The organism is Variovorax sp. V213, from assembly GCF_041154455.1.
In the GTDB taxonomy this organism is placed as follows: Bacteria; Pseudomonadota; Gammaproteobacteria; order Burkholderiales; family Burkholderiaceae_C; genus Variovorax.
The window spans coordinates 5,191,498-5,213,053 of record NZ_AP028664.1; the positions used below are offsets into that span (position 1 = coordinate 5,191,498).

At 66.8% G+C, this 21,556-nt stretch carries 17 protein-coding genes; 9 read left to right on the plus strand and 8 right to left on the minus strand.

Features of this window, described 5'->3' with window-relative positions:
* Nucleotides 1–3: 3 nt before the first annotated feature.
* The 5 genes from ACAM55_RS24545 to ACAM55_RS24565 form a co-directional block, all read right to left on the minus strand.
* Entirely contained in the window at nucleotides 4–1,188 is a 1,185-nt protein-coding gene (locus ACAM55_RS24545; protein ID WP_369654019.1) for an MFS transporter, read from the minus strand.
* A 133-nt stretch (nucleotides 1,189–1,321) separates the two neighbouring features.
* Nucleotides 1,322–1,777: a YidB family protein gene (locus ACAM55_RS24550; RefSeq protein ID WP_369654020.1), complete on the minus strand. Its 456-nt coding sequence runs from the start codon at nucleotides 1,775–1,777 to the stop codon at nucleotides 1,322–1,324.
* 102 nt (nucleotides 1,778–1,879) lie between these two features.
* On the minus strand, nucleotides 1,880–3,235 hold the full coding sequence (locus tag ACAM55_RS24555) for a M20/M25/M40 family metallo-hydrolase (RefSeq protein ID WP_369654021.1): 1,356 nt from the start codon (nucleotides 3,233–3,235) through the stop codon (nucleotides 1,880–1,882).
* A 73-nt stretch (nucleotides 3,236–3,308) separates the two neighbouring features.
* Nucleotides 3,309–4,043 carry a 16S rRNA (uracil(1498)-N(3))-methyltransferase gene (locus ACAM55_RS24560; protein WP_369654022.1) on the minus strand — a complete coding sequence of 245 codons (735 nt, stop codon included), beginning with the start codon at nucleotides 4,041–4,043 and terminating at the stop codon, nucleotides 3,309–3,311.
* A complete protein-coding gene (locus tag ACAM55_RS24565; protein ID WP_369654023.1) occupies nucleotides 4,044–5,138 on the minus strand; it encodes an aminoglycoside phosphotransferase family protein in 1,095 nt (364 codons plus the stop codon).
* A gap of 234 nt (nucleotides 5,139–5,372) precedes the next feature.
* Here ACAM55_RS24565 and ACAM55_RS24570 point away from each other — a divergent pair, with 234 nt between their 5' ends.
* From ACAM55_RS24570 to rsmA, 3 genes are read left to right on the plus strand one after another with little or no spacing between them, the layout of a single operon-like run.
* Complete coding sequence (locus ACAM55_RS24570; RefSeq protein ID WP_369654024.1) at nucleotides 5,373–7,955, plus strand: LPS-assembly protein LptD; 2,583 nt, start codon at nucleotides 5,373–5,375, stop codon at nucleotides 7,953–7,955.
* A gap of 17 nt (nucleotides 7,956–7,972) precedes the next feature.
* The gene (locus tag ACAM55_RS24575) at nucleotides 7,973–9,379 is read left to right on the plus strand and encodes a peptidylprolyl isomerase (RefSeq protein ID WP_369654025.1); all 1,407 of its coding nucleotides are present in this window, start codon (nucleotides 7,973–7,975) and stop codon (nucleotides 9,377–9,379) included.
* Nucleotides 9,379–10,146 (plus strand): 16S rRNA (adenine(1518)-N(6)/adenine(1519)-N(6))-dimethyltransferase RsmA, encoded by a 768-nt coding sequence (gene rsmA / locus ACAM55_RS24580; RefSeq protein WP_369654026.1) that lies wholly within the window; start codon nucleotides 9,379–9,381, stop codon nucleotides 10,144–10,146. The genes ACAM55_RS24575 and rsmA overlap by 1 nt, the downstream gene beginning before the upstream one ends.
* A gap of 351 nt (nucleotides 10,147–10,497) precedes the next feature.
* Here the strand turns inward: rsmA and ACAM55_RS24585 are convergent, their stop codons facing one another.
* The 3 genes from ACAM55_RS24585 to ACAM55_RS24595 all read right to left on the minus strand — a co-directional run bounded on the left by ACAM55_RS24585 (nucleotide 10,498) and on the right by ACAM55_RS24595 (nucleotide 13,910).
* Nucleotides 10,498–10,923, minus strand: a complete 426-nt coding sequence (locus ACAM55_RS24585) for a barstar family protein (RefSeq protein ID WP_086012221.1) — start codon at nucleotides 10,921–10,923, stop codon at nucleotides 10,498–10,500.
* A gap of 50 nt (nucleotides 10,924–10,973) precedes the next feature.
* The gene (locus tag ACAM55_RS24590) at nucleotides 10,974–11,387 is read right to left on the minus strand and encodes a ribonuclease domain-containing protein (protein ID WP_369654027.1); all 414 of its coding nucleotides are present in this window, start codon (nucleotides 11,385–11,387) and stop codon (nucleotides 10,974–10,976) included.
* Between the two features lie 180 nt (nucleotides 11,388–11,567).
* Nucleotides 11,568–13,910, minus strand: a complete 2,343-nt coding sequence (locus ACAM55_RS24595) for an NADP-dependent malic enzyme (protein WP_369654028.1) — start codon at nucleotides 13,908–13,910, stop codon at nucleotides 11,568–11,570.
* Between the two features lie 165 nt (nucleotides 13,911–14,075).
* Between ACAM55_RS24595 and ACAM55_RS24600 the strand changes: the two genes are divergently transcribed.
* Genes ACAM55_RS24600 through ACAM55_RS24625 form a run of 6 tightly spaced genes read left to right on the plus strand, consistent with a single transcriptional unit; the run spans nucleotide 14,076 to nucleotide 21,194 of the window.
* A complete protein-coding gene (locus tag ACAM55_RS24600) occupies nucleotides 14,076–15,125 on the plus strand; it encodes an SPFH domain-containing protein (protein ID WP_369654029.1) in 1,050 nt (349 codons plus the stop codon).
* Between the two features lie 9 nt (nucleotides 15,126–15,134).
* Entirely contained in the window at nucleotides 15,135–16,613 is a 1,479-nt protein-coding gene (locus ACAM55_RS24605; protein ID WP_369654030.1) for a DUF4178 domain-containing protein, read from the plus strand.
* 58 nt (nucleotides 16,614–16,671) lie between these two features.
* Nucleotides 16,672–16,890 carry a DUF350 domain-containing protein gene (locus ACAM55_RS24610; RefSeq protein ID WP_015868006.1) on the plus strand — a complete coding sequence of 73 codons (219 nt, stop codon included), beginning with the start codon at nucleotides 16,672–16,674 and terminating at the stop codon, nucleotides 16,888–16,890.
* Between the two features lie 14 nt (nucleotides 16,891–16,904).
* Complete coding sequence (locus ACAM55_RS24615; RefSeq protein ID WP_369654031.1) at nucleotides 16,905–18,446, plus strand: polyamine aminopropyltransferase; 1,542 nt, start codon at nucleotides 16,905–16,907, stop codon at nucleotides 18,444–18,446.
* 7 nt (nucleotides 18,447–18,453) lie between these two features.
* Nucleotides 18,454–20,079: an FAD-dependent oxidoreductase gene (locus tag ACAM55_RS24620; RefSeq protein ID WP_369654032.1), complete on the plus strand. Its 1,626-nt coding sequence runs from the start codon at nucleotides 18,454–18,456 to the stop codon at nucleotides 20,077–20,079.
* Nucleotides 20,076–21,194, plus strand: coding sequence for a saccharopine dehydrogenase family protein (locus tag ACAM55_RS24625; protein ID WP_369654033.1), 1,119 nt, complete (start codon nucleotides 20,076–20,078; stop codon nucleotides 21,192–21,194). Before ACAM55_RS24620 ends, ACAM55_RS24625 begins: the two co-directional genes overlap by 4 nt.
* Nucleotides 21,195–21,556: the final 362 nt, after the last annotated feature.

The window sequence follows — 21,556 nt, forward strand, 5'->3', positions numbered from 1 at the left end:
GTTTCAGGCGCCCGCGGCAGCGGCAGCGGCAGCGCGCCGGCGCGTCTGCGCAAGCCACAGCAATGCCGCCCCCGTGAGCACCACCGGCACCAGCGAACCGTAGTTCAGCAACTGCCAGCCTTGCGTCGTGACCAGCACGCCCGAGGCGAACGAGGTCAGCGCCAGCGTCGCGAACACGCAGAAGTTGAGCGCGCCCTGCGCCCGGTCGCGCTCTTCGGCGGTGTAGGCCGTCAGTGACAGCGTCGTGCTGCCGGTGAACAGGAAATTCCAGCCCACGCCCAGGAGGCACAGCGCCACCAGGAAGTGCTGCAGCTCCACGCCCGACAGCGCAACGGCGATGCAGCCGAGGTTGAGCGCGAGCCCCACGCCCATCACGGGCAGCGCGCCAAAGCGGCGGATGAGGTGTCCGGTGAAGAAGCCCGGCGCGAACATGCCGATCACATGCCATTCGAGCACCAGGGCGGCATCGGAAAACGGCAGGCTGCAGATCTGCATGGCGATCGGCGTGGCGGCCATCAGCAGGTTCATCACGCCGTAGCCTAGTGCACCCGCCGCGGCTGCGACGATGAACACCGGCTGCCGGATGATTTCCGAGAGCGGCCGCCCGCCCATCGCCTGCTGGCGAGTCAGCGTGGCGGGAAAGTCGATGAACCGCATGACCAGCATCGACAGCAGTGCCACCGCCGCCAGCGCGATGTAGGCACCCGCGAACGGCACCGCAAACACTTCGCGCGTGGCGGCCGCCAGGTTGGGCCCCGCCACCGCGCCGATCAACCCGCCGGCCATCACCAGCGACACGGCCTTCTCGCGCCAGGCCGGCGCCGCAAGTTCGGCGGCGGCAAAGCGATAGAGGCCCGCGTTGGCGTTGTAGTAGCCGGCCACTACCGTTGCAAGGCACAAGAGCCAGAAATTCTTCGACACAGCCGCGAACGCGCACAGCAAGGCTGAACCCAGCGCCACCGCGAGTCCGATCTGGAACGAGCCGCGACGGCCGAATCGCTGCTGGGTGCGCGCCACCAGCCCGGTGGTGAGCGCGCCGCCCACCACGTAGCCCATGACGGGCAGCGTGGCCATCCAGCCGCGCGGTGCGATGCTCAGCCCCACCAGCCCGTTGATGGCGATGAAGGTGACGTTGTTGGTCAGGAACAGGCCCTGGCAGATGGCGAGCAGCCAAAGGTTGCGGTTCATGGAAAAGTGGCGAAGGCGCGCAGCGGCATGGAGGCTGAGGTTCTACGCGATTCGCTCCCGGTGCGCCAGCCGAAATGCGCAGGCCAAAAGAAAGCGCCCGCACGGGCGCTGGAATTCTCGATGAGCCAATGGCTCAGGGCTGCTTGTTCTGGAGCAGGCCGCCGAGCGAAGCCAGGAGATCGCTCTGGTCGCCGAGGCCCTGCTCCGGCACCTTGCCCTGCGGCGTGAGCCGGTCGATGAGAACCGGCAGCAAGGTGGCCAGCATGGGCAGCAGCGTTTGCGCATTGATGCCGAGCCTGGACGCGATGCTGGCAATGGTGTCGCTGCCCAGTGCGTCCTGCAACTGGTCGCCGGACACCGGCTGGTTTTCTCCCTTGCCGATCCAGGAGCCGATCACGTCGCCCATGCCGGCCTGCTCGAACTTCGAGACCAGCCCTCCCAGGCCCCCTGCGCTGCCGTTGTTGGCGAGCAGTCCGCCCAGCGCGCCGGCCAGGCCGCCGAGATCTCCCATCCCGCCGCCTTGCGGTTGCTGCTGCTGTTGGGCTGCGCCTCCGAGCACCTGACCGAGTACCGAATCGAGCAATCCCATGGCCATTTCCTTGGTGTGTGACAGAACCGCCCGCATTTTCCAACGCAAACGGACCGCGAGCCGACGGCGGAGGCGCCCACTATCGCCGCGCCGTGTGACAAATTACCGGGTACGTGCCGGCCGTTTGGGCAGCAATGCGGGACTGACCCCTTGCACGCCCACCAGGCCGAGCACCGTGACGAGCGAATTCTGCGCGCCTTTCCATGCGTCTGTCACGTCGATCGACTCGCTCAGGGCGTGAAAGCCGGTGGACTTGCCGCCCCCGCCGATGATGATGGCCGGGATGCCGTACGACATCGGCACGTTGGCGTCGGTGCTGCCGCCGCGCAGCAGCGTCTTGTGGCCGAAAGCCGTGTTCGAGCGGACGGCCGCTTCCACCATGACCGAGTCGGAGGGCGTCCGGCCGCCTGGCCGGTCGCCGATCAGCTTGTTGCTTGCGCTGAGCGTCGTCACGTTCCAGCGCTTGTTCTCTTCGGCCACCGCTTCGTCGATGGCCGCGAGGATCTTCTTCTCGGTCTCGAGCAGCGGCGCCATTTCGTCGGAGCGGATGTCGATGGCCATGCGCGCATCGGGCGCAATGGTGTTGACCGAGGTGCCGCCGCCCACGGTGCCGACCGTGAAGGTGGTCTTCGGGAAGCTTGGCGTGCGCACCTCGGCGATCTTGGCAATGGCGCGGCCCATGCCGTGGATTGCGCTGGGCACCTGGCCGAAGGCGCCGAAGCTGTGGCCGCCCGGGCCCTTGAACGTGACTTCGTAGCGGTGGCTGCCCGTGCCGAGCATCAGGACCGTGCCGTCGGCTGCGGGTTCGAGTCCGACCATGCCGTCGATGTCCAGGTGGTTGCGGAAGATCGCCTTCATGCCGCGCAGGTTGCCCAGTTCTTCCTCGCCGACATTGCCGACGAACAGCAGGTCGCCCACCGTCTGCACCTTGTTGTCGTTGAGCACCTTGAGCCACGACAGCAGCACCGAGAGGCCGCGCGTGTCGTCTGCAATGCCGGGTGCGTAGAGCTTGCCGTCGCGCTCCTTCACCTTCACGTCGGTGCCGGCGGGAAACACGGTGTCGAGGTGGGCCGAGATCAGCAGCTTGGGCCCGTTGCCCGTGCCCTTGCGCAGGCCGACCACGTTGCCTTCGGCATCGATCTTCGCGTCGGCGAGGCCCAGCGCCTTCATGCGCGCGAGGAAGGCTTCGGCGCGCTTTTGCTCCTTGAATGGCGGTGCCTCGATCTCGGTCAGCATCTTCAGGTCTTCGACCGCGCGGTCATGGTCGGCCTTGACCGCGTCGAGCAGCTTCTGGATCGCGGGCGCCGCCATCAGCTGGGTGAAGGCTTTTTCCACCTCGGGACCGACCTGCGCGGGCGTGGGTGCCACGGCGGTGTTCTGGGCTTGCGCGCCCTGCATGGCGCAGAACATGGCCAGAACAAGGGGCGCAAGCCGGAGGGCGCGTGGTGAACGAAGCATGGCGTAAAGGTCCTTCTCTTCTCTCGTCTGTTGTGGCGAACGGTTGAGGCACGCACGCCTCACGGAAACAAGGCTAGGCTCCGGTGAGCGACACCAGCGCGGCGAGCGCCGCCGTCTCGGCGCGCAGCACGCGCGGCCCGAGAGTGACCGGCGCAAAGCCGCATGACAGGGCCTCCTGCTCTTCGGCGCCGCTCAGGCCGCCTTCGGGGCCGCTCAGCACCAGCACGCTGCGATCGCCCGGCGTCGATGCCGTGGCATCGGCCAGGCGCCGCGTGCCTTCGGCGAGGCTCAAGACAAGGCGCAGCGCGGCGGCGCCGGTGTTGGCATCGATCCAGGCCGAGGGGTTGGAGAACGGCCGCACCGGATGGATCACCGGCACGCGGTTGCGGCCGCATTGCTCGCAGGCCGCAATGGCAATCGCCTCCCAATGGGCCCTCTTCTTTTCGGCGCGTTCGCCCGAGAGGCGCAGCACGCCATGGGCCGTTGCCAGCGGCTGGATGCTCGCGACACCCAGTTCGGTGGCTTTCTCGACCAGCCAGTCCATGCGCTCGTTGGCGGGCATGCCGACCGCGAGATGCACCGCGCGCCCCGCTTCGCGCTCCGTGGCCGCGTGAACGCCAAGCGTCACCGAAACGTCGCTGCGCCCCATGCGCTCGACCGTGGCCGCGTATTCGCCGCCCGAGCCGTCGAACAGCGTGAGCGCGTCGCCGGGTTGCATCCGCAGCACCTGCACGTGGCGCGCCGCGCCGGGTGGCAGTTCGAACGTGGCACCCGCAGTCAGCGGCACCGGGCAATGGAAACGGGGCATCTAGGGCCGACCGTAGACGAAGCCGGTGAGCGCCGAGCTGCCTTCGATTTCGTCGATCACGCGCAGCAGCGGCGTCAGTTCCATGTAGCGGCTGGCCGTGGAGCGGATGTAAGCGATGAATCGGGGCGTGTCGGCCAGGTAGCGGGGCTTGCCGTCCCGCAGCGTCAGGCGGGCGAAGATGCCGGCGACCTTGAGGTGGCGCTGCAGCCCCATCCATTCGACCGAGCGGTAGAAAGCGCCGAAATCGGCGTCGACCGGCAGCCCGGCCTTGCGGGCGGCCTCCCAGTAGCGGATGGTGACGTCGAGCACGAATTCCTCGTCCCAGCTCAGGAAGGCATCGCGCATCAGGCTCGCGATGTCATAGGTGATCGGGCCGTAGACCGCGTCCTGGAAGTCGAGCACGCCGAGATCGGCTCCATCCCGGACCATCAGGTTGCGCGGCATGAAGTCGCGGTGCACATAGACGCTCGGCGAGGCCAGGTTGCTCTCGACGATGAGCTTGAAGCTGCGCTCCAGCCGCTCCTTGAGCTTGCCCTCGACGGCAATGCCGCGGTGGCGGCCGATGTACCACTCGGGAAAAAGCGCCAGTTCGCGCTCCAGCAGCGCGCGGTCGTAGGGCGGCAGCACGCCCGGCCTGGAGGCCAGCTGCCAGCGGATCAGCGCGTCGATGGCCTGGTCGTAGAGCGGACGGCTCGCGTCGGGCCGGGCCGGGTCGATCACGTCGAGCATGGTCTGGCGGCCGAGATCGTCGAGCAGCAGGAAGCCGTTCACCCGGTCCCATTCGAGCACCCGCGGCGCCGTGACGCCGGCGTCGGCCATCAAGCGGGCGACCTGTACGAAGGGCTCGCTGTTTTCCTTGTCCGGCGGCGCATCCATCACGATGCGGGTGCCGCAAGCCTCCGTCGAGTCGACCCGGAAGTAGCGCCGAAAGCTCGCGTCGGCTGACGCAAGGCGCACGGTTTCGGGCAGCAGGCGGTGCGTGGCGGAGATGCCGGCCAGCCAGTGCCGGAAGGTCGCGGCCCGCTGCGGATCGGTCCAGGGAATGGCCTCGGCGGAGGGGGTAGGCTCGGAAGCCGGGGGCGGGGGTGCTGTCATGGATAATCGATTCTACAAATCCGCCCGGCGCGGCAACTCCTGCGGTCCTCCCCGGTCGAACAGGGCTGCCGCCGGCTCCCGCAACCTGCCGGCCTGCCGCGCCGTCCTCCCGACGATCCTTCGTTCCTGACCGATGCCTACGATCCAAAGCCTCCACGCTTGGCACCTTGTGCACTCGCAGCCCTCCCAGGGGAGACTGCGGGCCTTCTCCGGAACGACCTGGCGGGTGGCTTGATGAGCCGACGCGTTGCCCTGCGGCGTTCCGGCCCGCCCCTGCCATTGGCCGTGTTGTCGCTGGCGCTGCTGCATGCGCACGGCGCGTCCGCGCAACCGGCGGGCGGCCTCGACGGTCCGCTCACGCTCAAGCGCACGCCGCAACTGACCGAAACGCTGCCGCCGAATGAACGCAGCCAGCTGCCGAGCCTCATCACCGGCGACCGGCTGTCGGGCCGCCAGGACCTCGAAACCGTGGTCGAAGGCCATGCGACGCTGCGGCGCGGCGAGGTGGCCATCACCGCCGACCGGCTCGAGTACTACCAGCCCGACGACCGCGCCAAGGCGCGCGGCAACGTGCGGGTCAACCAGGCCGGCAATGTGTACGAAGGCCCGGAGCTCGAGCTCAAGCTCGAGACCTTCGAGGGCTTTTTCAACAACGTGCGCTACTCCTTCCTTGCCAACGGCGGGCACGGCGAGGCGCAGCGCATCGATTTCGTCGACAGCAACGTGTCGGTGGCCCGCAGCGCTACCTATACCACCTGCCGCCGCGAAGATTTCCCGGGCTGGATGCCGGCCTGGCTGCTGACCGCGGCCACGATGACCACCGACACCGAGGAAAACGTCGGCGTGGCCACCGATGCGCGGCTGAGTTTCATGGGCATCAGCACGCCGCCGCTTCCGAGCGTGAGCTTTCCGCTGTCGAACCAGCGCAAGAGCGGCCTGCTGCCGCCCACGATCGGCGTCGACAACACCAACGGCATCGAGATCTCGCAGCCGTACTACTGGAACATCGCACCCAACCGCGACGCCACGTTCACGCCCACGCTGATGAGCAAGCGGGGCCTCAACCTGGGCTCGGAATTCCGCTACCTCGAAAAAGAATACAGCGGCACCATCCGACTGGATCTGATGGGCAGCGACCGCCTGGTGGGGCAGCGCTACAACGAAACGCGCAGCGCGCAACTGCAGCAGCTGGCCAACGGAGAAATCCAGGCCTCGGACCTGACCTTTGGAGCGCCGCCCAGCACCAAGCGCTGGGGCATCTGGGCCAATCACCACCAGGATTTCAACGCCAAGGCGCTCGGGCTCGATTCGCTGTCGGCCAATATCAACATCAACCGGGTCAGCGACAACGACTACTGGCGCGACTTCACGCGCACGCCCACGCTGGCACAGCGCCAGCTGTCGAACGACGCGTCGCTCAACTGGAGCAAGGGCGACTGGAGCGGCGGGATTCGTGCGCTGCGCTACCAGACGCTGCAATACAGCCTGTCGCCGATCGTGCCGTCCTATGACCGGATGCCGCAGATCACGGCCAACTACAACAAGTACGACTGGCACGGCTTCGACGTTTCGCTGAACCTCGACTACACGCGCTTTCGCGTCAACTCCATCCTGGCCGGCCAGCCGGGTTTCGACATCAACCAGCAGTCGCAGCCCGATGGCGACCGCGCCTTGGCGATTGCCACGATCAGCCGGCCGTTCATCACGCCGAGTTCCTTCGTCATTCCCAAGCTGCAGCTGAACACGGCTTCGTACAACTACTACCTGCCGCAGTCGGACGTTCCGAAGCTCACGGTCAACGGGATCCAGTACGTCAACGGCGTGCCCTACAACCCGAACTCGCTGTACTTCTTCCCGACCTCGAGCAACCGGACGGTGCCCACCTTCAGCCTCGATAGCGGCCTGATCTTCGAGCGCGACGCGAGCTACTTCGGGCGCGCCTTCCGCCAGACGCTGGAGCCGCGTGCGTACTACGTCTATACGCCGTACCGCAACCAGAGCATGCTGCCGAACTACGATTCGGCGGCCAACGACTTCAGCTTTGCGACCATCTACACCGAGAACGCCTTCTCGGGCAACGACCGCATCTCCGACACCAACACGCTCACGCTGGGCGTGACCTCGCGCCTGATCGACCCCGAAACCGGCGTCGAGGCCGCGCGCTTCGGCATCGCGCAGCGGCTGCGCTTCAGCGACCAGAAGGTCACGCTGCCGGGCGGCACCCCGGTGACCGACCGTGCGAGCGACCTGCTGCTGGGCGCGCAGATCAACTGGACGCCCAAGTGGAGCCTGGACACCGTGGTCCAGTACAACCCCGACACGCGCAAGTCGGAGCGCTCGGCGATCACCGCGCGCTACAACCCCGAGCCGTACCACAACCTGAGCGCGGCGTTCCGCTACCAGGCGCCCACCACGCCCACCGCCACCGACGGCAACAAGTCCTTCGACGTGGGCTGGCAGTGGCCGCTCAACGACCTCTGGGGCGACAAGGGCAAGGACCTGGGCCCGGGCAAGGGCCAGGGCGGCGGACGGTGGTATGCGGTCGGCCGGCTCAACTACAGCCTGCAGGACAAGAAACTCACGGACGGCGTGCTCGGCTTCGAGTACGACGGCTGCTGCTGGATCGGACGCGTGGTGCTGCAGCGCATCACGACCGGCACACTGACGGCCAACACGCGCATCATGTTCCAGCTCGAATTCGTCGGGTTTTCCAGCATCGGGTCGAGCCCCATGCAGACCTTGCGAACAAACATCCAGCGCTACCAGCCCCTTCGCCAGCCCACCGAAGGGCCGAGCCGCTTCACCAATTACGACTGAGACGATTGAGCAACGCCATGAAACACATCCGTTCCATCCTTACCTCGAGCTGCCTTGCGGCGCTGGCCGCAACGTCCGGTGCCCAGGGCCTGCGTCCCGGTGGCGGCAGCGGCATCACGGACATCATGCGCGCCGGCCCGCGCCTTGCGGCCCCGGTTGCACGCCCCGCGCCATCCGCCGCGCCGGTGCAGCGCTCGGCCGAGTACATCGTCGCGCTGGTCAACTCCGAACCCATCACCAACACCGAAGTGCAGTCGCGCGTCACGCGGCTGATCCGCGAAAACGCGGAGGCCGAGCGCGTTCCCCGCGCCGAGCTCACCCGCCTGGTGCTCGAGCGCCTGATCTCGGAGCGCGCCCAGCTCCAGCTGGCCAAGGAAAACGGCATCAAGGTGGACGACGTGGCCATCGACCAGGCCGAGCAGACCGTGGCGCGGCAGAACCAGGTCACCGTCGAGGAACTGCGCCGCCGCGTGGTGGCCGAAGGCATCTCGCCGCGCGAATTCCGCAACGACCTGCGCGACCAGCTGCTGCTCACGCGCCTGCGCGACCGCGAGGTCGAATCGAAGGTCAAGATCAGCGACTCCGAAGCCGACGAATACCTGCGCGACCAGCGAAGCGCTCCCACCAAGGATGCGGCGCTGCAGAACATCAACCTCGCGCAGCTGCTGGTCGCCGTGCCCGAGAACGCAACCCCCGCGCAGGTCGCCACCTTGCAGCAGCGCGCTCAAGGCCTGGCGCAGCGCGCCCGCTCCGGCGAAGACTTTGCCAAGCTGGTGCAGGAAAACTCCGACTCGCCCGACCGCGCCAATGGCGGCGCAATCGGCATGCGCAGCGCCGACCGCTATCCGACGCTGTTCGTCGAAGCCACGCAGTCGACGGCGGTCAACGGCATTGCGGGGCCGATCCGCTCGGGCGCCGGCTTCCACGTGCTCAAGGTTCTGGCCAAGGCCCAGCTCGGCGCCGTGGACGCCACCGTCACCCAGACGCAGGTGCGCCACATCCTGCTGCTCAACGACCCCAAGCGCACCACGGCGCAGGCCGTGGCGCAGCTCGCCGAATTCAAGCGCCGCGTGCAGGCCGGCACGGCCGATTTCGCCGGCCTGGCGCGCGACAACTCGCAAGACGCGAGCGCCAAGGAAGGCGGCGACCTGGGCTGGTCGCGCCCGGGCCAGTTCGTGCCCGAGTTCGAGGAAGCCATGGACCGGCTCGCACCGGGCCAGATCAGCGATCCCGTGGTGTCGCGCTTCGGCGTCCACCTGATCCAGGTGGTCGGCCGGCGCGAATCCAAGCTCACCCAGGCCGAGCAGCGCGAAGCCGCGCGCGCCGTGCTGCGCGAGCAGCGGGTCGACGAGGCCTTCACCACCTGGGCGCAGGAAGTGCGCGCGCGCGCCTACGTCGAGTACCGCGAGCCGCCCCAGTCCTGATGGCTCATATCGCCAGGAAACGCTTCGGGCAGCACTTCCTGTCCGACGGGGGCATCATCGATGCGATCGTGCACGAGATCGCGCCGCAACCTGGCGATGCCATGGTCGAGATCGGTCCCGGGCTGGCGGCGCTCACGCAGCCTCTGGTGGAGCGGCTCGGACGCCTGACGGTCATCGAGCTCGACCGCGACCTGGCCAAGCGGCTGCGCGATCATCCGCAGCTCGACGTCATCGAGTCCGACGTGCTCAAGGTCGATTTCGCCGAGCTCGCCGCCAGGTTTGCGGCCCCGCTGCGGGTGGTCGGCAACCTGCCCTACAACATCTCCACACCCATCCTGTTCCATCTGCTGGGCTTTGCGCATCTGATTGCCGACCAGCATTTCATGTTGCAGAAGGAGGTGATCGACCGCATGGTCGCCCGGCCCGCCACGTCCGACTACAGCCGCTTGAGCGTGATGCTGCAGTGGCGCTACGAGATGGAAAACGTGCTGTTCGTGCCGCCCGAGAGCTTCGACCCTCCGCCGCGTGTCGACAGCGCCGTGGTCCGGATGGTGCCGCTGGCCGAGCCGCCGGCCGTCGATGCTGCCCGCCTCGGCGAAATCGTGCAGGTCGCCTTCAGCCAGCGCCGCAAGATCATGCGGCACACCCTGGGCAAATGGCTGGACGAGCATGGCTTCGAGGGCCGGTTCGATGCCCAGCGCCGCGCCGAAGAGGTGCCCGTGGCCGAATACGTGGCGCTCGCGCAAGCCGTTCCCCCGCGCCCATGAAAAAGCCCGCCTTGGCAAAGGCGGGCTCTTGTTCGTGAACACCGCGGAACCGGCTTCGCCGGGCCGCAGGTGTTGCCCCCTCGAGGGGGAGGCGGCTACACGAAGTGAGCCGCTTCGGGGGTGGGCTTATTCAGGCTGCGGCGAGCCAGTAGCCCGCGTTGAAGGGGCTGCTCATGCGCAACGCGAGCGGCGAGACGTCGACCAGTTTGTCGGTCGGCATTTTTTCGCCTTCCGGCTCCGTGCCGGCTGCCGCCGCGGCCGGGTTGCCGTTGATTTCAATGCCATCGAGTGCTGCGCCGTTCGGCTGAGCCTCGTTCGCCCGTTCTGCTTGGCTGGTGTGTGCAGAACGGGCTACAGAAAAGAATAGAAGCACCGGAACGGGACTTTCCGGTCTCCCCAGTAGTCGGAGGCGTCCCGGAAGATGTCGAGCAGCTGCTCGCGCGCTTCCTTGTCGAACTTGGCGTTGGCCGGGATCTGCTCGAGCACGATCACAAAGCCGGGCTGCGGGCCCGATTTATGCAACGGGTCGGTCATGCAGTCGTACAACGCGTCAAAATTCTTGCCGAAGTGCGCCGGAAAGGTGAACTGCTGGGCAATCAGGTCGAGAACGTCCTGCTTGGTCTGGGCGTTGCCCAGGTTGGCGTACAGGAAATGCTGGCCCGCGGCGTTCGCGGCTTCCTGCAGGTCGTTCACGCGGAACGCACGAATCGACTGCACGATGTTCGGGCGTACGGCACGAAGGGATAGTGTCATCTCCGCTGGTCTTTCCATAGTCATCATCATTTCTTCGGGGCGCTTCGGGGCGCCGCTCAAGTCGTTGTCATCGCTCATGGTGCAATCCGTCTGAAACTCGCGTAGTGGTCTGCCGTGTACCAGCAGGCCTCGGGTGTCGTGCGCTGTTCACCGCCGCAGACAATGCGACGCGCCCCGCGATCGCGCGAGCCGGGCGTTGCCACCGTGTACTCGCGGTAATGACCGCGCCGCGCTGGCGGCAGGAGACGCTCGCGATTGCCAAATACCGTGCCGTCCTTTTCATATGGGAAGGGGCCGCCACTCAGAATGGCTTCGTAGGTTCGCTGGCCCTGAGCCGGCAGTTCGGCCAGTGCAATCGAATCCTGGGCGGGCTTTCCGGTGCCAAACCAATCGCGGCGGGCCTCGGCCCCGGTCGCCAACGCCGCCAGCAAAAAGCCGGTGAGCGCAAACTTAGTGACTGAGGACGTGATCGAGGCGTAAGCCGCCATGGGGCACCACAAGAAAAGAGCGGGGTTCCGAATTGGCGATCAACCCTGGGGTTAACCCGCAAATTCAAGCCCGCGAGTGTGCACCACGCTGACGAAAATAGCAAGCGACTGCCCAAAGTTTGAGCAGTGCGAGGGACGAGGAGTGGCGCCTAAAGTGGGCGGCCACTCTCCAGAAATGGCTTATCGCTCAGCGTTTGCGTCAGCGACCGTCAAGGCCGTCATGTTCACGATGCGCCGAACAGTTGCGCTGGCCGTGAGAATATGCACAGGTTTGGCCGCGCCGAGCAGCACCGGACCGATCGCGATATTTCCGCCTGCCGCAGTTTTGAGCAGGTTGTAGGAAATATTGGCGGCGTCGATGTTCGGGAATACCAGCAGATTGGCATTGCCCGCGAGTGCGCTGTGCGGCATGACGATGGCCCGCTGCTTGCTGTCGAGCGCCACGTCGCCGTGCATTTCGCCGTCCACCTCGAGCCAGGGCGCCTGCACGCGCAACAGGTCCAGCGTCTTGCGCATCTTGATCGCGCTGGGCTCGTTGCTGGTGCCGAAGTTGGAGTGCGACAGCAGCGCGGCCTTGGGCTTGAGGCCGAAGCGCATCATTTCCTCAGCCGCCATGGTCGTGATTTCGGCCAGTTCCTCGGGCGAGGGGTCGTAATTGACGTGCGTGTCGACCAGGAACACCTGGCGATCGGGCAGCAAAAGGCCGTTCATGCAGGCGTACACCGGCACGTCCTGCGGGGTGCTCTCGCAGCCGCCGGGGCGCTTGCCGATGACCTGGTCGATGTAGTGCAGGTGGATCAGCGTGGTGCCCCAGGTGCCGCAGATCATGCCGTCGACTTCGTCCTTGTGCAGCAGCATGGCGCCGATCAGCGTCAGGCGGCGGCGCATCTCGATCTTGGCGGTCTGCACCGTCTGGCCCTTGCGCTCCGTCATGCGGTGGTAGGTCTGCCAGAAGTCGCGGTAGCGGTGGTCCTGCTCGACGTTGACGATGTCGTAGTCGAGCTCTTCCTTCAGCCGCAGGCCGAATTTCTCGATGCGCTGGGCAATGATGGCCGGGCGGCCGATCAGCGTCGGGCGGGCAATGCCTTCGTCGACCACGATCTGGGCGGCGCGCAGCACGCGTTCTTCTTCACCCTCGCAGTAGGCCACGCGCTTCTTCTGCGCCCGCTTGGCGGCGTCGAAGATCGGCTTCATCGTGGTGCCCGAGGCGTAGACGAAGCTCTGCAGTCGGTCGCGGTAGGCGTCCATGTCCTTGATGGGGCGCGAGGCCACACCGCTTTCCTCGGCGGCCTTGGCCACCGCGGGCGCGATCTTCATCATCAAACGCGGATCGAAGGGCTTCGGAATCAGGTATTCGGGCCCGAAAGACAGCTTTTCGCCGACGTAGGCGGCAGCAACGCGCTCGCTCTGCTCGGCCTGGGCAAGATCGGCAATCGCGCGCACCGCGGCAATTTCCATCTCGTCGGTGATCGTGGTGGCACCCGAATCGAGCGCGCCGCGGAAGATGTACGGGAAGCACAGGACGTTGTTGACCTGGTTCGGGTAGTCGGTGCGGCCCGTGGCCATGATCACGTCGGGGCGCACCGCATGGGCGTCTTCGGGCGCGATCTCCGGGTTCGGATTGGCCAGCGCGAAGATCACCGGCTTGGCCGCCATCTTCGCCACCATCTCGGGCTTGAGCACGCCGCCCGCCGACAGGCCGAGGAACACGTCGGCACCCACGATCACCTCCGACAGCTTGCGCATGTCGGTTTTTTGCATGTACTGGCGCTTGTCGTCGTCCATCAGCTCTTCGCGGCCTTCGTAGACCACGCCGGCCAGGTCGGTGACGAACACGTTTTCGCGCTTCAGGCCCACCTTGAGCAGCAGGTTCAGGCAGGCCAGCGCCGCGGCGCCCGCGCCCGAGGTGACCAGCTTGACCTCGCCGATGTCCTTGCCCGCCACCTTGAGGCCATTGAGCATGGCGGCCGCCACGGTGATGGCCGTGCCGTGCTGGTCGTCGTGGAACACCGGGATCTTCATGCGCTTGCGCAGCTCGCGCTCGACGTAGAAGCAGTCGGGGGCCTTGATGTCCTCGAGGTTGATGGCGCCGAAGGTCGGCTCCAGCGCGGCGATCACCTCGACCAGCTTGGCCGGGTCTTTCTCGTCGATCTCGATGTCGAACACGTCGACGCCGGCGAACTTCTTGAACAGCACGCCCTTGCCCTCCATCACCGGCTTGGCGGCCAGCGGGCCGATGTCGCCCAGGCCGAGCACGGCGGTGCCGTTGGTGATCACCGCCACCAGGTTGCCGCGGGCCGTGTACTTGAAGGCATTGGCCGGGTCCTTGACGATTTCCTCGCAGGGCGCGGCCACGCCGGGCGAATAGGCCAGCGACAGGTCGCGCTGGTTGACCATCTGCTTGGTGGCGGCGATGGCGATCTTGCCCGGCACCGGAAGCTCGTGGTACTCGAGGGCGGCGCGCCGCAACTCGGCGCGCTTGTCTTCGGGCGTGGGGGTCGATGAGGTCGTCGAATCGGACATGGGCCGTTGCTCCTGGTGGCGCTTCTTCTGGGGGCGCCGATTGTAGACCTCGGCCAACGGCGCCATAGGCCGCATGGCGGAGATCCGCCCTGCCAAAAGCACGATGACCCGTCAAGACGATGTGGCAATATGTACGTTCCGGAAAAAAATAGACGAGGAGCGGCCATGGCCCTGATGGATTTCATCAAGAAACAGTTCATCGACATCATCCAGTGGACCGAGACTGGCGACGGTACGCTGGCCTGGCGGTTCCCGATGGCGGAGATGGAAATCCAGAACGGCGCCTCGCTCACCGTGCGCGAGTCGCAGGTGGCGGTGTTCGTCAACGAAGGCCAGGTGGCCGACGTGTTCGGCCCCGGCATGTACAAGCTCACGACGCAGACGCTGCCCGTGCTCACGTACCTGAAGAACTGGGACAAGCTGTTCGAGTCCCCGTTCAAGAGCGACGTCTACTTCTTCAGCACGCGCCAGCAGGTCGACCAGAAGTGGGGCACGCCGCAGGCCATCACCATCCGCGACAAGGATTTTGGCGCCGTGCGCCTGCGCGCCTTCGGCAACTACAGCTTCCGCATCGGCGATGCCAAGCGCTTCCACACCGAAATTTCCGGTACGCGCGACCTCTACAGCGTGGCCGACCTCGACGGCCAGCTGCGCGGCCTGGTGCTGCAGAACATCAGCAACGCCATCGCTTCCAGCGGCGTGCCCTTCCTCGACCTCGCGGCCAACCAGATCCAGTTCGCCCAGGCGCTTGCGGCGCAGCTGGTGCCCGAGTTCGAGAAGATCGGCATCAAGCTCGAGAACATCACGGTCCAGAACGTCTCGCTGCCCGAAGAGCTGCAGAAGATCCTCGACCAGAAGATCGGCATGGGCATGGTCGGCAACGACATGGGCAAGTTCATGCAGTACCAGACGGCGCAGGCGATCCCCAAGTTCGCCGAAGGCGCGGGCGGCGGCAGCGGCATCGCGGGCGATGCCATGGGGCTGGGGGCCGGTGTGGCGCTGGGCCAGGTGCTGGCGCAGAACCTCGCGCAAGGGCTGAGCCCGAGCGCGGCGGCCCAGGCCGCGGCGACCCAGCAGCAGCCGGCCGTGGCCGTGGTGAGCCCGGCCGACGTCATGACCACGCTCGAGAAGCTCGGCGAGCTCAAGACCAAGGGCATCCTCACGCAGGAAGAATTCGACGCCAAGAAGGCGGAACTGCTCAAGAAGCTGGTCTAAGCACCGGCGATGGCTGAGCAACCAGGCGCCGAGCGCGCCTACCGTGCGCCGTGCCCCGGCTGCGGCGCGCCGGTCGAATTCAGGTCCGCACAATCGGCCTTCGCCGTTTGCCCGTACTGCCAGAGCACCGTCGTCCGACAGGGCGAGACGCTCGCGCGCATCGGCAAGATGGCGGAGCTGTTCGACGATTTCAGCCCGCTGCAGCTGTTTGCCGCCGGCCGCATCCAGAACCAGCCGTTCACCATCGTCGGCCGGCTGCAATACAGCAACCCCGGCGGGCGCTGGACCGAATGGATCGCCGCGCTCGACGGCGACCGCACCGGCATCCTCAGCGAGGACAACGGCGCCTATGTCTTCGCACTGCCTTTCGAGCTGCAGCGCGCCGCGCCGCCGCCAACCGAGTTGCGCGTGGGCGCCACCAGCGCGTTCAACGGCCAGAGCTACACCGTTTCGTCGAACGAACAGGTGGCGCTGCTCTCCGCCCAAGGCGAGCTGCCGCACCTGCCGGAGCTGGGCCGCGCGTTCCCCATGGTCGAGCTGCGCAGCGACAAGGGCCTGGTGCTCAGCATCGACTACGGTACAGAGCCGCCCAGCGCGTACCTGGGCCGCTCCGTGCAGCTGGAAGATCTGCAGCTCACGGGCCTGCGCGACGAATCCGCCAAGGACGAAAAAGGCCGCGCCTTCAATTGCCCCCATTGCGGCGCGCCCGTCACGGTCAACCTGGCCGACAGCAAGAGCATCACCTGCGGCTCGTGCAACAGCATCATCGACCTGTCGCACGGCATCGGCGGCGAGCTGAAGCACGCGGAGCAGAACGAACCCGTTCGCCCGCTCATCGCCCTCGGCAGCATGGGGCAGCTGCAGGGCGCGCAGTGGCAGGTGGTGGGGTTCCAGCATCGCATGGGCGCGGAGCCCGGCGACGACGAGCACTTCGGCTGGAACGAGTACCTGCTGTACAACAAGAAGCGCGGCTTCAGCTTCTTGGTCGATGCCGAAGACGGCTGGAGCATGGTCAAACCGACCACCGGCGCGCCGGTGATGGCCGAGAACGGCAGCAGCGCCACTTATCTCGGCAAGCGCTACACCCAGCAGTACGCCTACAACGCCGAGACCACCTACGTGGCGGGCGAGTTCTATTGGCAGGTGGAGCGCGGGCAGAAAACCTTCAACCGCGACTTCGCCAACGGCAATGCGCTGCTCTCGATGGAGCGCTCGGCCAACGAGCTGACCTGGTCCTCGGGCAGCAAGCTCGACAGCGGCGTGGTGTCCGCGGCGTTCAAGCTCGACGACAAGAAAGACATGTTCGTGCGCGGCGACGCGTCGCCGGTCAGTGCCGCATCGGGGCTGGGCTGCGGCACCGTCATCTTCATCGTGATCGTCATCATCGTGCTGCTGGTCATCCTGAGCACCTGCAGCGGTTCGTCCAGCGGATCGCGCAGCTCGGGCGGGTCGTACGGCGGCTACTCGAGCGGCGGCGGCCACAAATGAAAAACAGGCGGGTTCGCATTGATGTCATCTAATACTGCTACTACGACTGGAGGTCCCCATGGGATTTGAATGGCTGAAACCGGGCGTGGTCCTCGGATCGCTCGTGTATGCGCTGCTTGGCGTGCTGATCTTCTGGCTCTGCTTCCTCATCATCGACAAGCTCACGCCTTATGACCTGTGGGGCGAGATCGTCGAGAAGCAGAACGTGGCGCTCGGGTTGGTCGTGGCCGCCATGAGCCTGGGCATCTGCGTCATCGTCGCAGCCGCGATCCATTGAGCGGGGAGGCGGCGGTGTCCGCGCGTTCTGCCGATGCGCGCGGGCCGCAGCCCGTCGAGATCGCGCTGCTCGCCAGCGTGTTCGTGGTGGCCGCCTGCGGCCTGGTCTACGAGCTGACCGCGGCCGCGCTGAGCTCCTACCTGCTCGGCGATTCGGTGCTGCAGTTCAGCACCATCATCGGCACCTACCTGTTCGCCATGGGCGTGGGCTCCTGGCTCTCGCGCTACTTCGAGCGCCAGCTGCCGGCGCACTTCCTGCGCATCGAGCTGCTCGTGGCGCTCGTCGGCGGGGCCCTGCCGGCCATTCTTTTCCTCGCGAATGCCTACGTGCCCGGCGCGTTCCGGCTGCTGCTCTATGGTCTCGTGCTGGTGGTCGGCACGCTGGTGGGGCTCGAGATTCCGCTGGTGATGCGCATCCTCAAGCGCAACATCCAGCTCAAGAACCTGGTGTCGCAGGTCCTCACTTTCGACTATCTTGGCGCGCTCGCGGTGTCGGTGGCCTTTCCGCTCATCCTGGTACCGCAACTCGGCATGATCCGCACCGGCCTCTTGTTCGGCTTCATGAACGCGGCCGTGGCCGTGTGGGCGCTGTGGCTGTTTCGGCATGAGCTGCGCCGCATCGGCGCCCATGCGTTCGCATGCTTTCTTGCGTTGGCCGCGCTGCTCGGTGCTTTTGTGTGGGCCGACCACATCACCACGCTGGCCGAAGACAAGTTCTACCAGGACCGCATCGTGTTCAGCGCCACCTCGCCCTATCAGCGCATCGTGGTCACGCGCGGGCAGCTCGGCCACCGCCTGTTCCTGAACGGCAACCTGCAGTTCGCCGAGCGCGACGAATACCGCTACCACGAGGCGCTGGTCCACCCGGTGATGGCCGCACAGGGTGCGCCGAAGAAGGTCGCGGTGCTCGGCGGCGGCGACGGCATGGCGGTGCGCGAGATTCTCAAGTATCCCTCGGTCGAGTCGATCACGCTGGTGGAACTCGATCCGAACATGACGAAGCTCTTCACCGAGCATGAAACGCTGGCGGCGCTCAACGGCCATTCGCTGTCGTCGCCGAAGGTGCAGGTCGTCAATACCGATGCCTTTCAGTGGCTGCAGCAGCCTGGTGACATGTTCGATGTGATCGTGGTCGATTTTCCCGATCCCACCAACTTTGCCATCGGCAAGCTTTACACCAGCAGCTTCTATTCGCTGCTCGAGAAGCGTCTTTCAGCGAGCGGCTACGCGGTGATCCAGACCACCTCGCCATTGGTGGCGCGCAAGAGCTACTGGACCGTGGCAACGACCATAGAATCCGTCGGGCTCAGGGCAACGCCGTACCACGCGCACGTGCCGAGCTTCGGCGAGTGGGGCTACATCATCGCTAGCCGCCGGCCCTATCGCATGCCCGATGCGCTGCCCTCGGGTCTGCGCTTCCTTTCGCCTTCGACGCTTCCGCTGATGTTCGACTTCCCGCTCGACATGGCGCGCGTGCCGGCGGAGGTCAACCGCCTTTCGAACCAGACCCTCGTCACCACTTATGAGCAGGAGTGGGGCAAGGTGATGACGCACTAGCTTCGGCATGCAGCGGCGCGATTTTCTCGGCGTGGTGGGTGCGGCAGGTGCGGTGGGCACCCTCGCGCTCGCCGGCTGCGAGGCGCCGCCAACCATCGAGGGCGGCTTCACCGGCATCGACATGGCGCGCGGCCATGCGATGCGCGACGGCGCGCTCAAGAGCCAGGCACCCGCAACCGTGAAGCGCACGCGCGTGGTGATTGCCGGAGGCGGCGTCGCCGGTCTTGCCGCCGCGCGCGCGTTGCGTCTTTCGGGCATCGAGGACTTCGCCTTGCTCGAACTGGAAGACACGCCCGGCGGCAATGCGCGCGGCGGCATCGTCAACGGCATTGCCTGCCCGCTCGGTGCGCACTACCTGCCCGTGCCCAGCGACGACGCGCGCGAAGTGCAGGATCTGCTCGAAGAACTGGGCCTGCGCCGCCGCGTGGCGGGCCGGTGGGAATACGACGAGCGCAACCTTTGCCACAGCCCGCAGGAGCGGCTGTTCTTCCGCGGCGAGTGGCAGGACGGCCTGCTGCCCGTGCACGACGTGGGCGACAGCACGCACGCCCAGTACCGCAAGTTCGCGCAGCGCATCGACGCGCTGCAGCATGCGGCGCACTTCGCCATTCCCACGCTCAAGGTGGCCGCCACGCCCGGGCTGCTCGCGCTCGACGCCCTTCCCTTCGAGCGCTGGCTCGACAGCGAAGGCTTCAGCGACCCGCAGCTTCGGTGGTACCTCGACTACTGCTGCCGCGACGACTACGGCGCGGGCATCGAACAGGTCTCGGCCTGGGCCGGCATTCACTACTTTGCAAGCCGGCATGGATTTCACGCGCCGGGTTCATCGGGCAGCGGCGTTGACTCGAACCCCGAGCGCGACGGCGTGCTCACCTGGCCCGAAGGCAACGGCTGGCTCACCCAGCGCCTGGCCGCGCCGCTCGGCGACCGGCTGCATACGGGCCAGGTCGTCACGCGCATCGCCGAGATGCGTGGCGGTGTCGAGGTCGATGCCTGGGATGCCGCGTCGAAATCGGTGGTGCGCTGGCAGGCCGAGCGCTGCATCGTCGCGCTCCCGGTGTTCATTGCGGCACGTGTGGTCGAGAACCCCCCCGCGGTGCTCGCGAACGCCGCCGCGCATGTGCGCTACGCCCCCTGGCTGGTCGCCAACGTGCATCTGCGCGGGCCCTTTGCCGATCGTGCGGGCGCCGCGCCGAGCTGGGACAACGTGGTCTACGGAACCCGCGGCCTCGGGTATGTCGATGCACGCCACCAGACGCTGGACCCCACGCCGCGCGGCACCGTCATCAGCTGGTACCGGCCGCTCGGCCCGAGCCGCTACGACGCGGCCGATGGCCGACGCCTGCTGCTCGAGCGTTCGTGGACCGGCTGGCGAGACGACCTGGTTGCCGAGCTGTCGGTGCCGCATCCCGATCTGCCTGCGCTGGCCACGCGCATCGAGATCACGCGCTATGGCCATGCCATGGCCATTCCCACCCCGGGGCTGCTGGCCCGAATCGGCACGGCGGACCCGGCGCAGCGCGGGCACATTACGGCGGGCCGCCTGTCGTTCGCGCATGCGGACTGGTCGGGCTACTCGATCTTCGAGGAAGCCTTCACGCGCGGACACGTGGCGGGCCTGGGCGTTTCATGAAGATCCTGGTGCTCGGCGGCTACGGCAACTTCGGCGCGCGCATCTGCCGCGCGCTGGCACCGGATGCAGCCATCGAACTGATGATCGGCGGCCGCGATCTTCAGCGGGCTACCCGTCTTGCGCAGTCGCTGGGCGGCGAAGCGCGCGGCGTGCGCATCGACATCCGGTCTGGCGACCTGGTTGAAAGCCTTTGTGGCCTCGGCGCCGAACTGGTCATTCACACCGCGGGTCCGTTCCAGAACCAGGACTACCGCGTGCCGCACGCCGTGGCGGCCGCCGGCGCGCACTACGTCGACCTGGCCGACGGGCGGCGCTTCGTCTGCGACTTTCCCGCCGCGCTCGACGCGGCCTTCCGCGGTGCTGGCCGCACCGCCGTTGCCGGCGCCAGCACCGTGCCGGCGCTCTCCTCGGCGGTGGTGGACCATCTCGCCGCCGGATGGAGAAGCCTCCGAAGCATCGACACCTGCATCGCGCCGGCACAGGGCGCGCCGCGCGGCATTGCCACGCTCGCCGGCGTGCTCGCCTGCTGCGGCGAGCCGGTCCAGGTCTGGCGTGACGGCGGATGGACCGGCCGGCCCGGCTGGGCCCACCCGACGACCGTGCGGTTCGCGCGCATGAAGCCGCGCCGCGGCGCCTTGTGCGACATCCCCGATCTCGAACTTTTTCCGGCGCGCTATGCCGGCGTCCAGTCGGTCATGTTCCGCGCCGCGCTCGAAGTGGGTCTTGCGCAGCATGCCTTTGCCTTCATGGCGTTCATGCGCCGCGCGGGCTTGCTGCGTGCGCCGCAAAAACTTGCGCCGCTGCTGCATTCCGCAGGCGGGGTGCTCGATGCGCTCGGCACGGCGCTGGGCGGCATGGTGGTGCGCGTCGAGGGCACGGACGGGCAAGGCGCCGCTCTGCGCCGCGCCTGGCACATCGCTGCCGACGACAACCACGGCCCCGAAATTCCCTGCATGGCCGCCATCCTGCTGGCCCGCCGGCTCGCACGAGGCGACGCGTTGCCCATCGGCGCGCACGCCTGCGCCGGCTTGCTCACGCTCCCGGAGTTCGAGCCCGAGTTCGCGCGCTGGGGCATGGTGACCGATGTGATCGACGAGGCATCGGCCATTTCATGACGTCTGCGACCATGGTCGTCGTGTTCTGGCTGATGGTGAACAAGCCGCAACTTTCATTCTGAGGAGAGAACTTTGTTTGAAGCAGGTTGTTCGGCGCAGTGGTTGATCGAGCGGAACAACCGCAGCGCCCAGCGTGTGCAGGGCATCGGGTGCTCCCCGCAGCGAAATAAAGGAGGAGCCGAAGGCGGGGGACATTCGCGGAGGGGAGTACCCGATGTCCTGTGCACGCGCCCTGAACAAGGGCGCCCCGAGCAAACGCATCCAGAACACGGGCAATCCGCAGGACAACACGCCATGGATCACTGAGATCGCCCTGGCGCGGGCCTGTGCAGTTTTCACGCAGACTTCACACACGGCGCCGT

What these genes read in the sequence shown, in the direction of transcription:
- ACAM55_RS24550 (WP_369654020.1), bottom strand. Translation starts at nt 1,777, where the DNA reads ATGGGATTGCTCGATTCGGTACTCGGTCAGGTGCTCGGAGGCGCAGCC.
- ACAM55_RS24565 (WP_369654023.1), bottom strand. Translation starts at nt 5,138, where the DNA reads ATGACAGCACCCCCGCCCCCGGCTTCCGAGCCTACCCCCTCCGCCGAG.
- ACAM55_RS24625 (WP_369654033.1), top strand. Translation starts at nt 20,076, where the DNA reads ATGAAGATCCTGGTGCTCGGCGGCTACGGCAACTTCGGCGCGCGCATC.
- ACAM55_RS24575 (WP_369654025.1), top strand. Translation starts at nt 7,973, where the DNA reads ATGAAACACATCCGTTCCATCCTTACCTCGAGCTGCCTTGCGGCGCTG.
- ACAM55_RS24590 (WP_369654027.1), bottom strand. Translation starts at nt 11,387, where the DNA reads ATGGCGGCTTACGCCTCGATCACGTCCTCAGTCACTAAGTTTGCGCTC.
- ACAM55_RS24600 (WP_369654029.1), top strand. Translation starts at nt 14,076, where the DNA reads ATGGCCCTGATGGATTTCATCAAGAAACAGTTCATCGACATCATCCAG.
- ACAM55_RS24560 (WP_369654022.1), bottom strand. Translation starts at nt 4,043, where the DNA reads ATGCCCCGTTTCCATTGCCCGGTGCCGCTGACTGCGGGTGCCACGTTC.
- ACAM55_RS24595 (WP_369654028.1), bottom strand. Translation starts at nt 13,910, where the DNA reads ATGTCCGATTCGACGACCTCATCGACCCCCACGCCCGAAGACAAGCGC.
- ACAM55_RS24620 (WP_369654032.1), top strand. Translation starts at nt 18,454, where the DNA reads ATGCAGCGGCGCGATTTTCTCGGCGTGGTGGGTGCGGCAGGTGCGGTG.
- ACAM55_RS24545 (WP_369654019.1), bottom strand. Translation starts at nt 1,188, where the DNA reads ATGAACCGCAACCTTTGGCTGCTCGCCATCTGCCAGGGCCTGTTCCTG.
- ACAM55_RS24585 (WP_086012221.1), bottom strand. Translation starts at nt 10,923, where the DNA reads ATGACTATGGAAAGACCAGCGGAGATGACACTATCCCTTCGTGCCGTA.
- rsmA (WP_369654026.1), top strand. Translation starts at nt 9,379, where the DNA reads ATGGCTCATATCGCCAGGAAACGCTTCGGGCAGCACTTCCTGTCCGAC.
- ACAM55_RS24605 (WP_369654030.1), top strand. Translation starts at nt 15,135, where the DNA reads ATGGCTGAGCAACCAGGCGCCGAGCGCGCCTACCGTGCGCCGTGCCCC.
- ACAM55_RS24570 (WP_369654024.1), top strand. Translation starts at nt 5,373, where the DNA reads ATGAGCCGACGCGTTGCCCTGCGGCGTTCCGGCCCGCCCCTGCCATTG.
- ACAM55_RS24610 (WP_015868006.1), top strand. Translation starts at nt 16,672, where the DNA reads ATGGGATTTGAATGGCTGAAACCGGGCGTGGTCCTCGGATCGCTCGTG.
- ACAM55_RS24555 (WP_369654021.1), bottom strand. Translation starts at nt 3,235, where the DNA reads ATGCTTCGTTCACCACGCGCCCTCCGGCTTGCGCCCCTTGTTCTGGCC.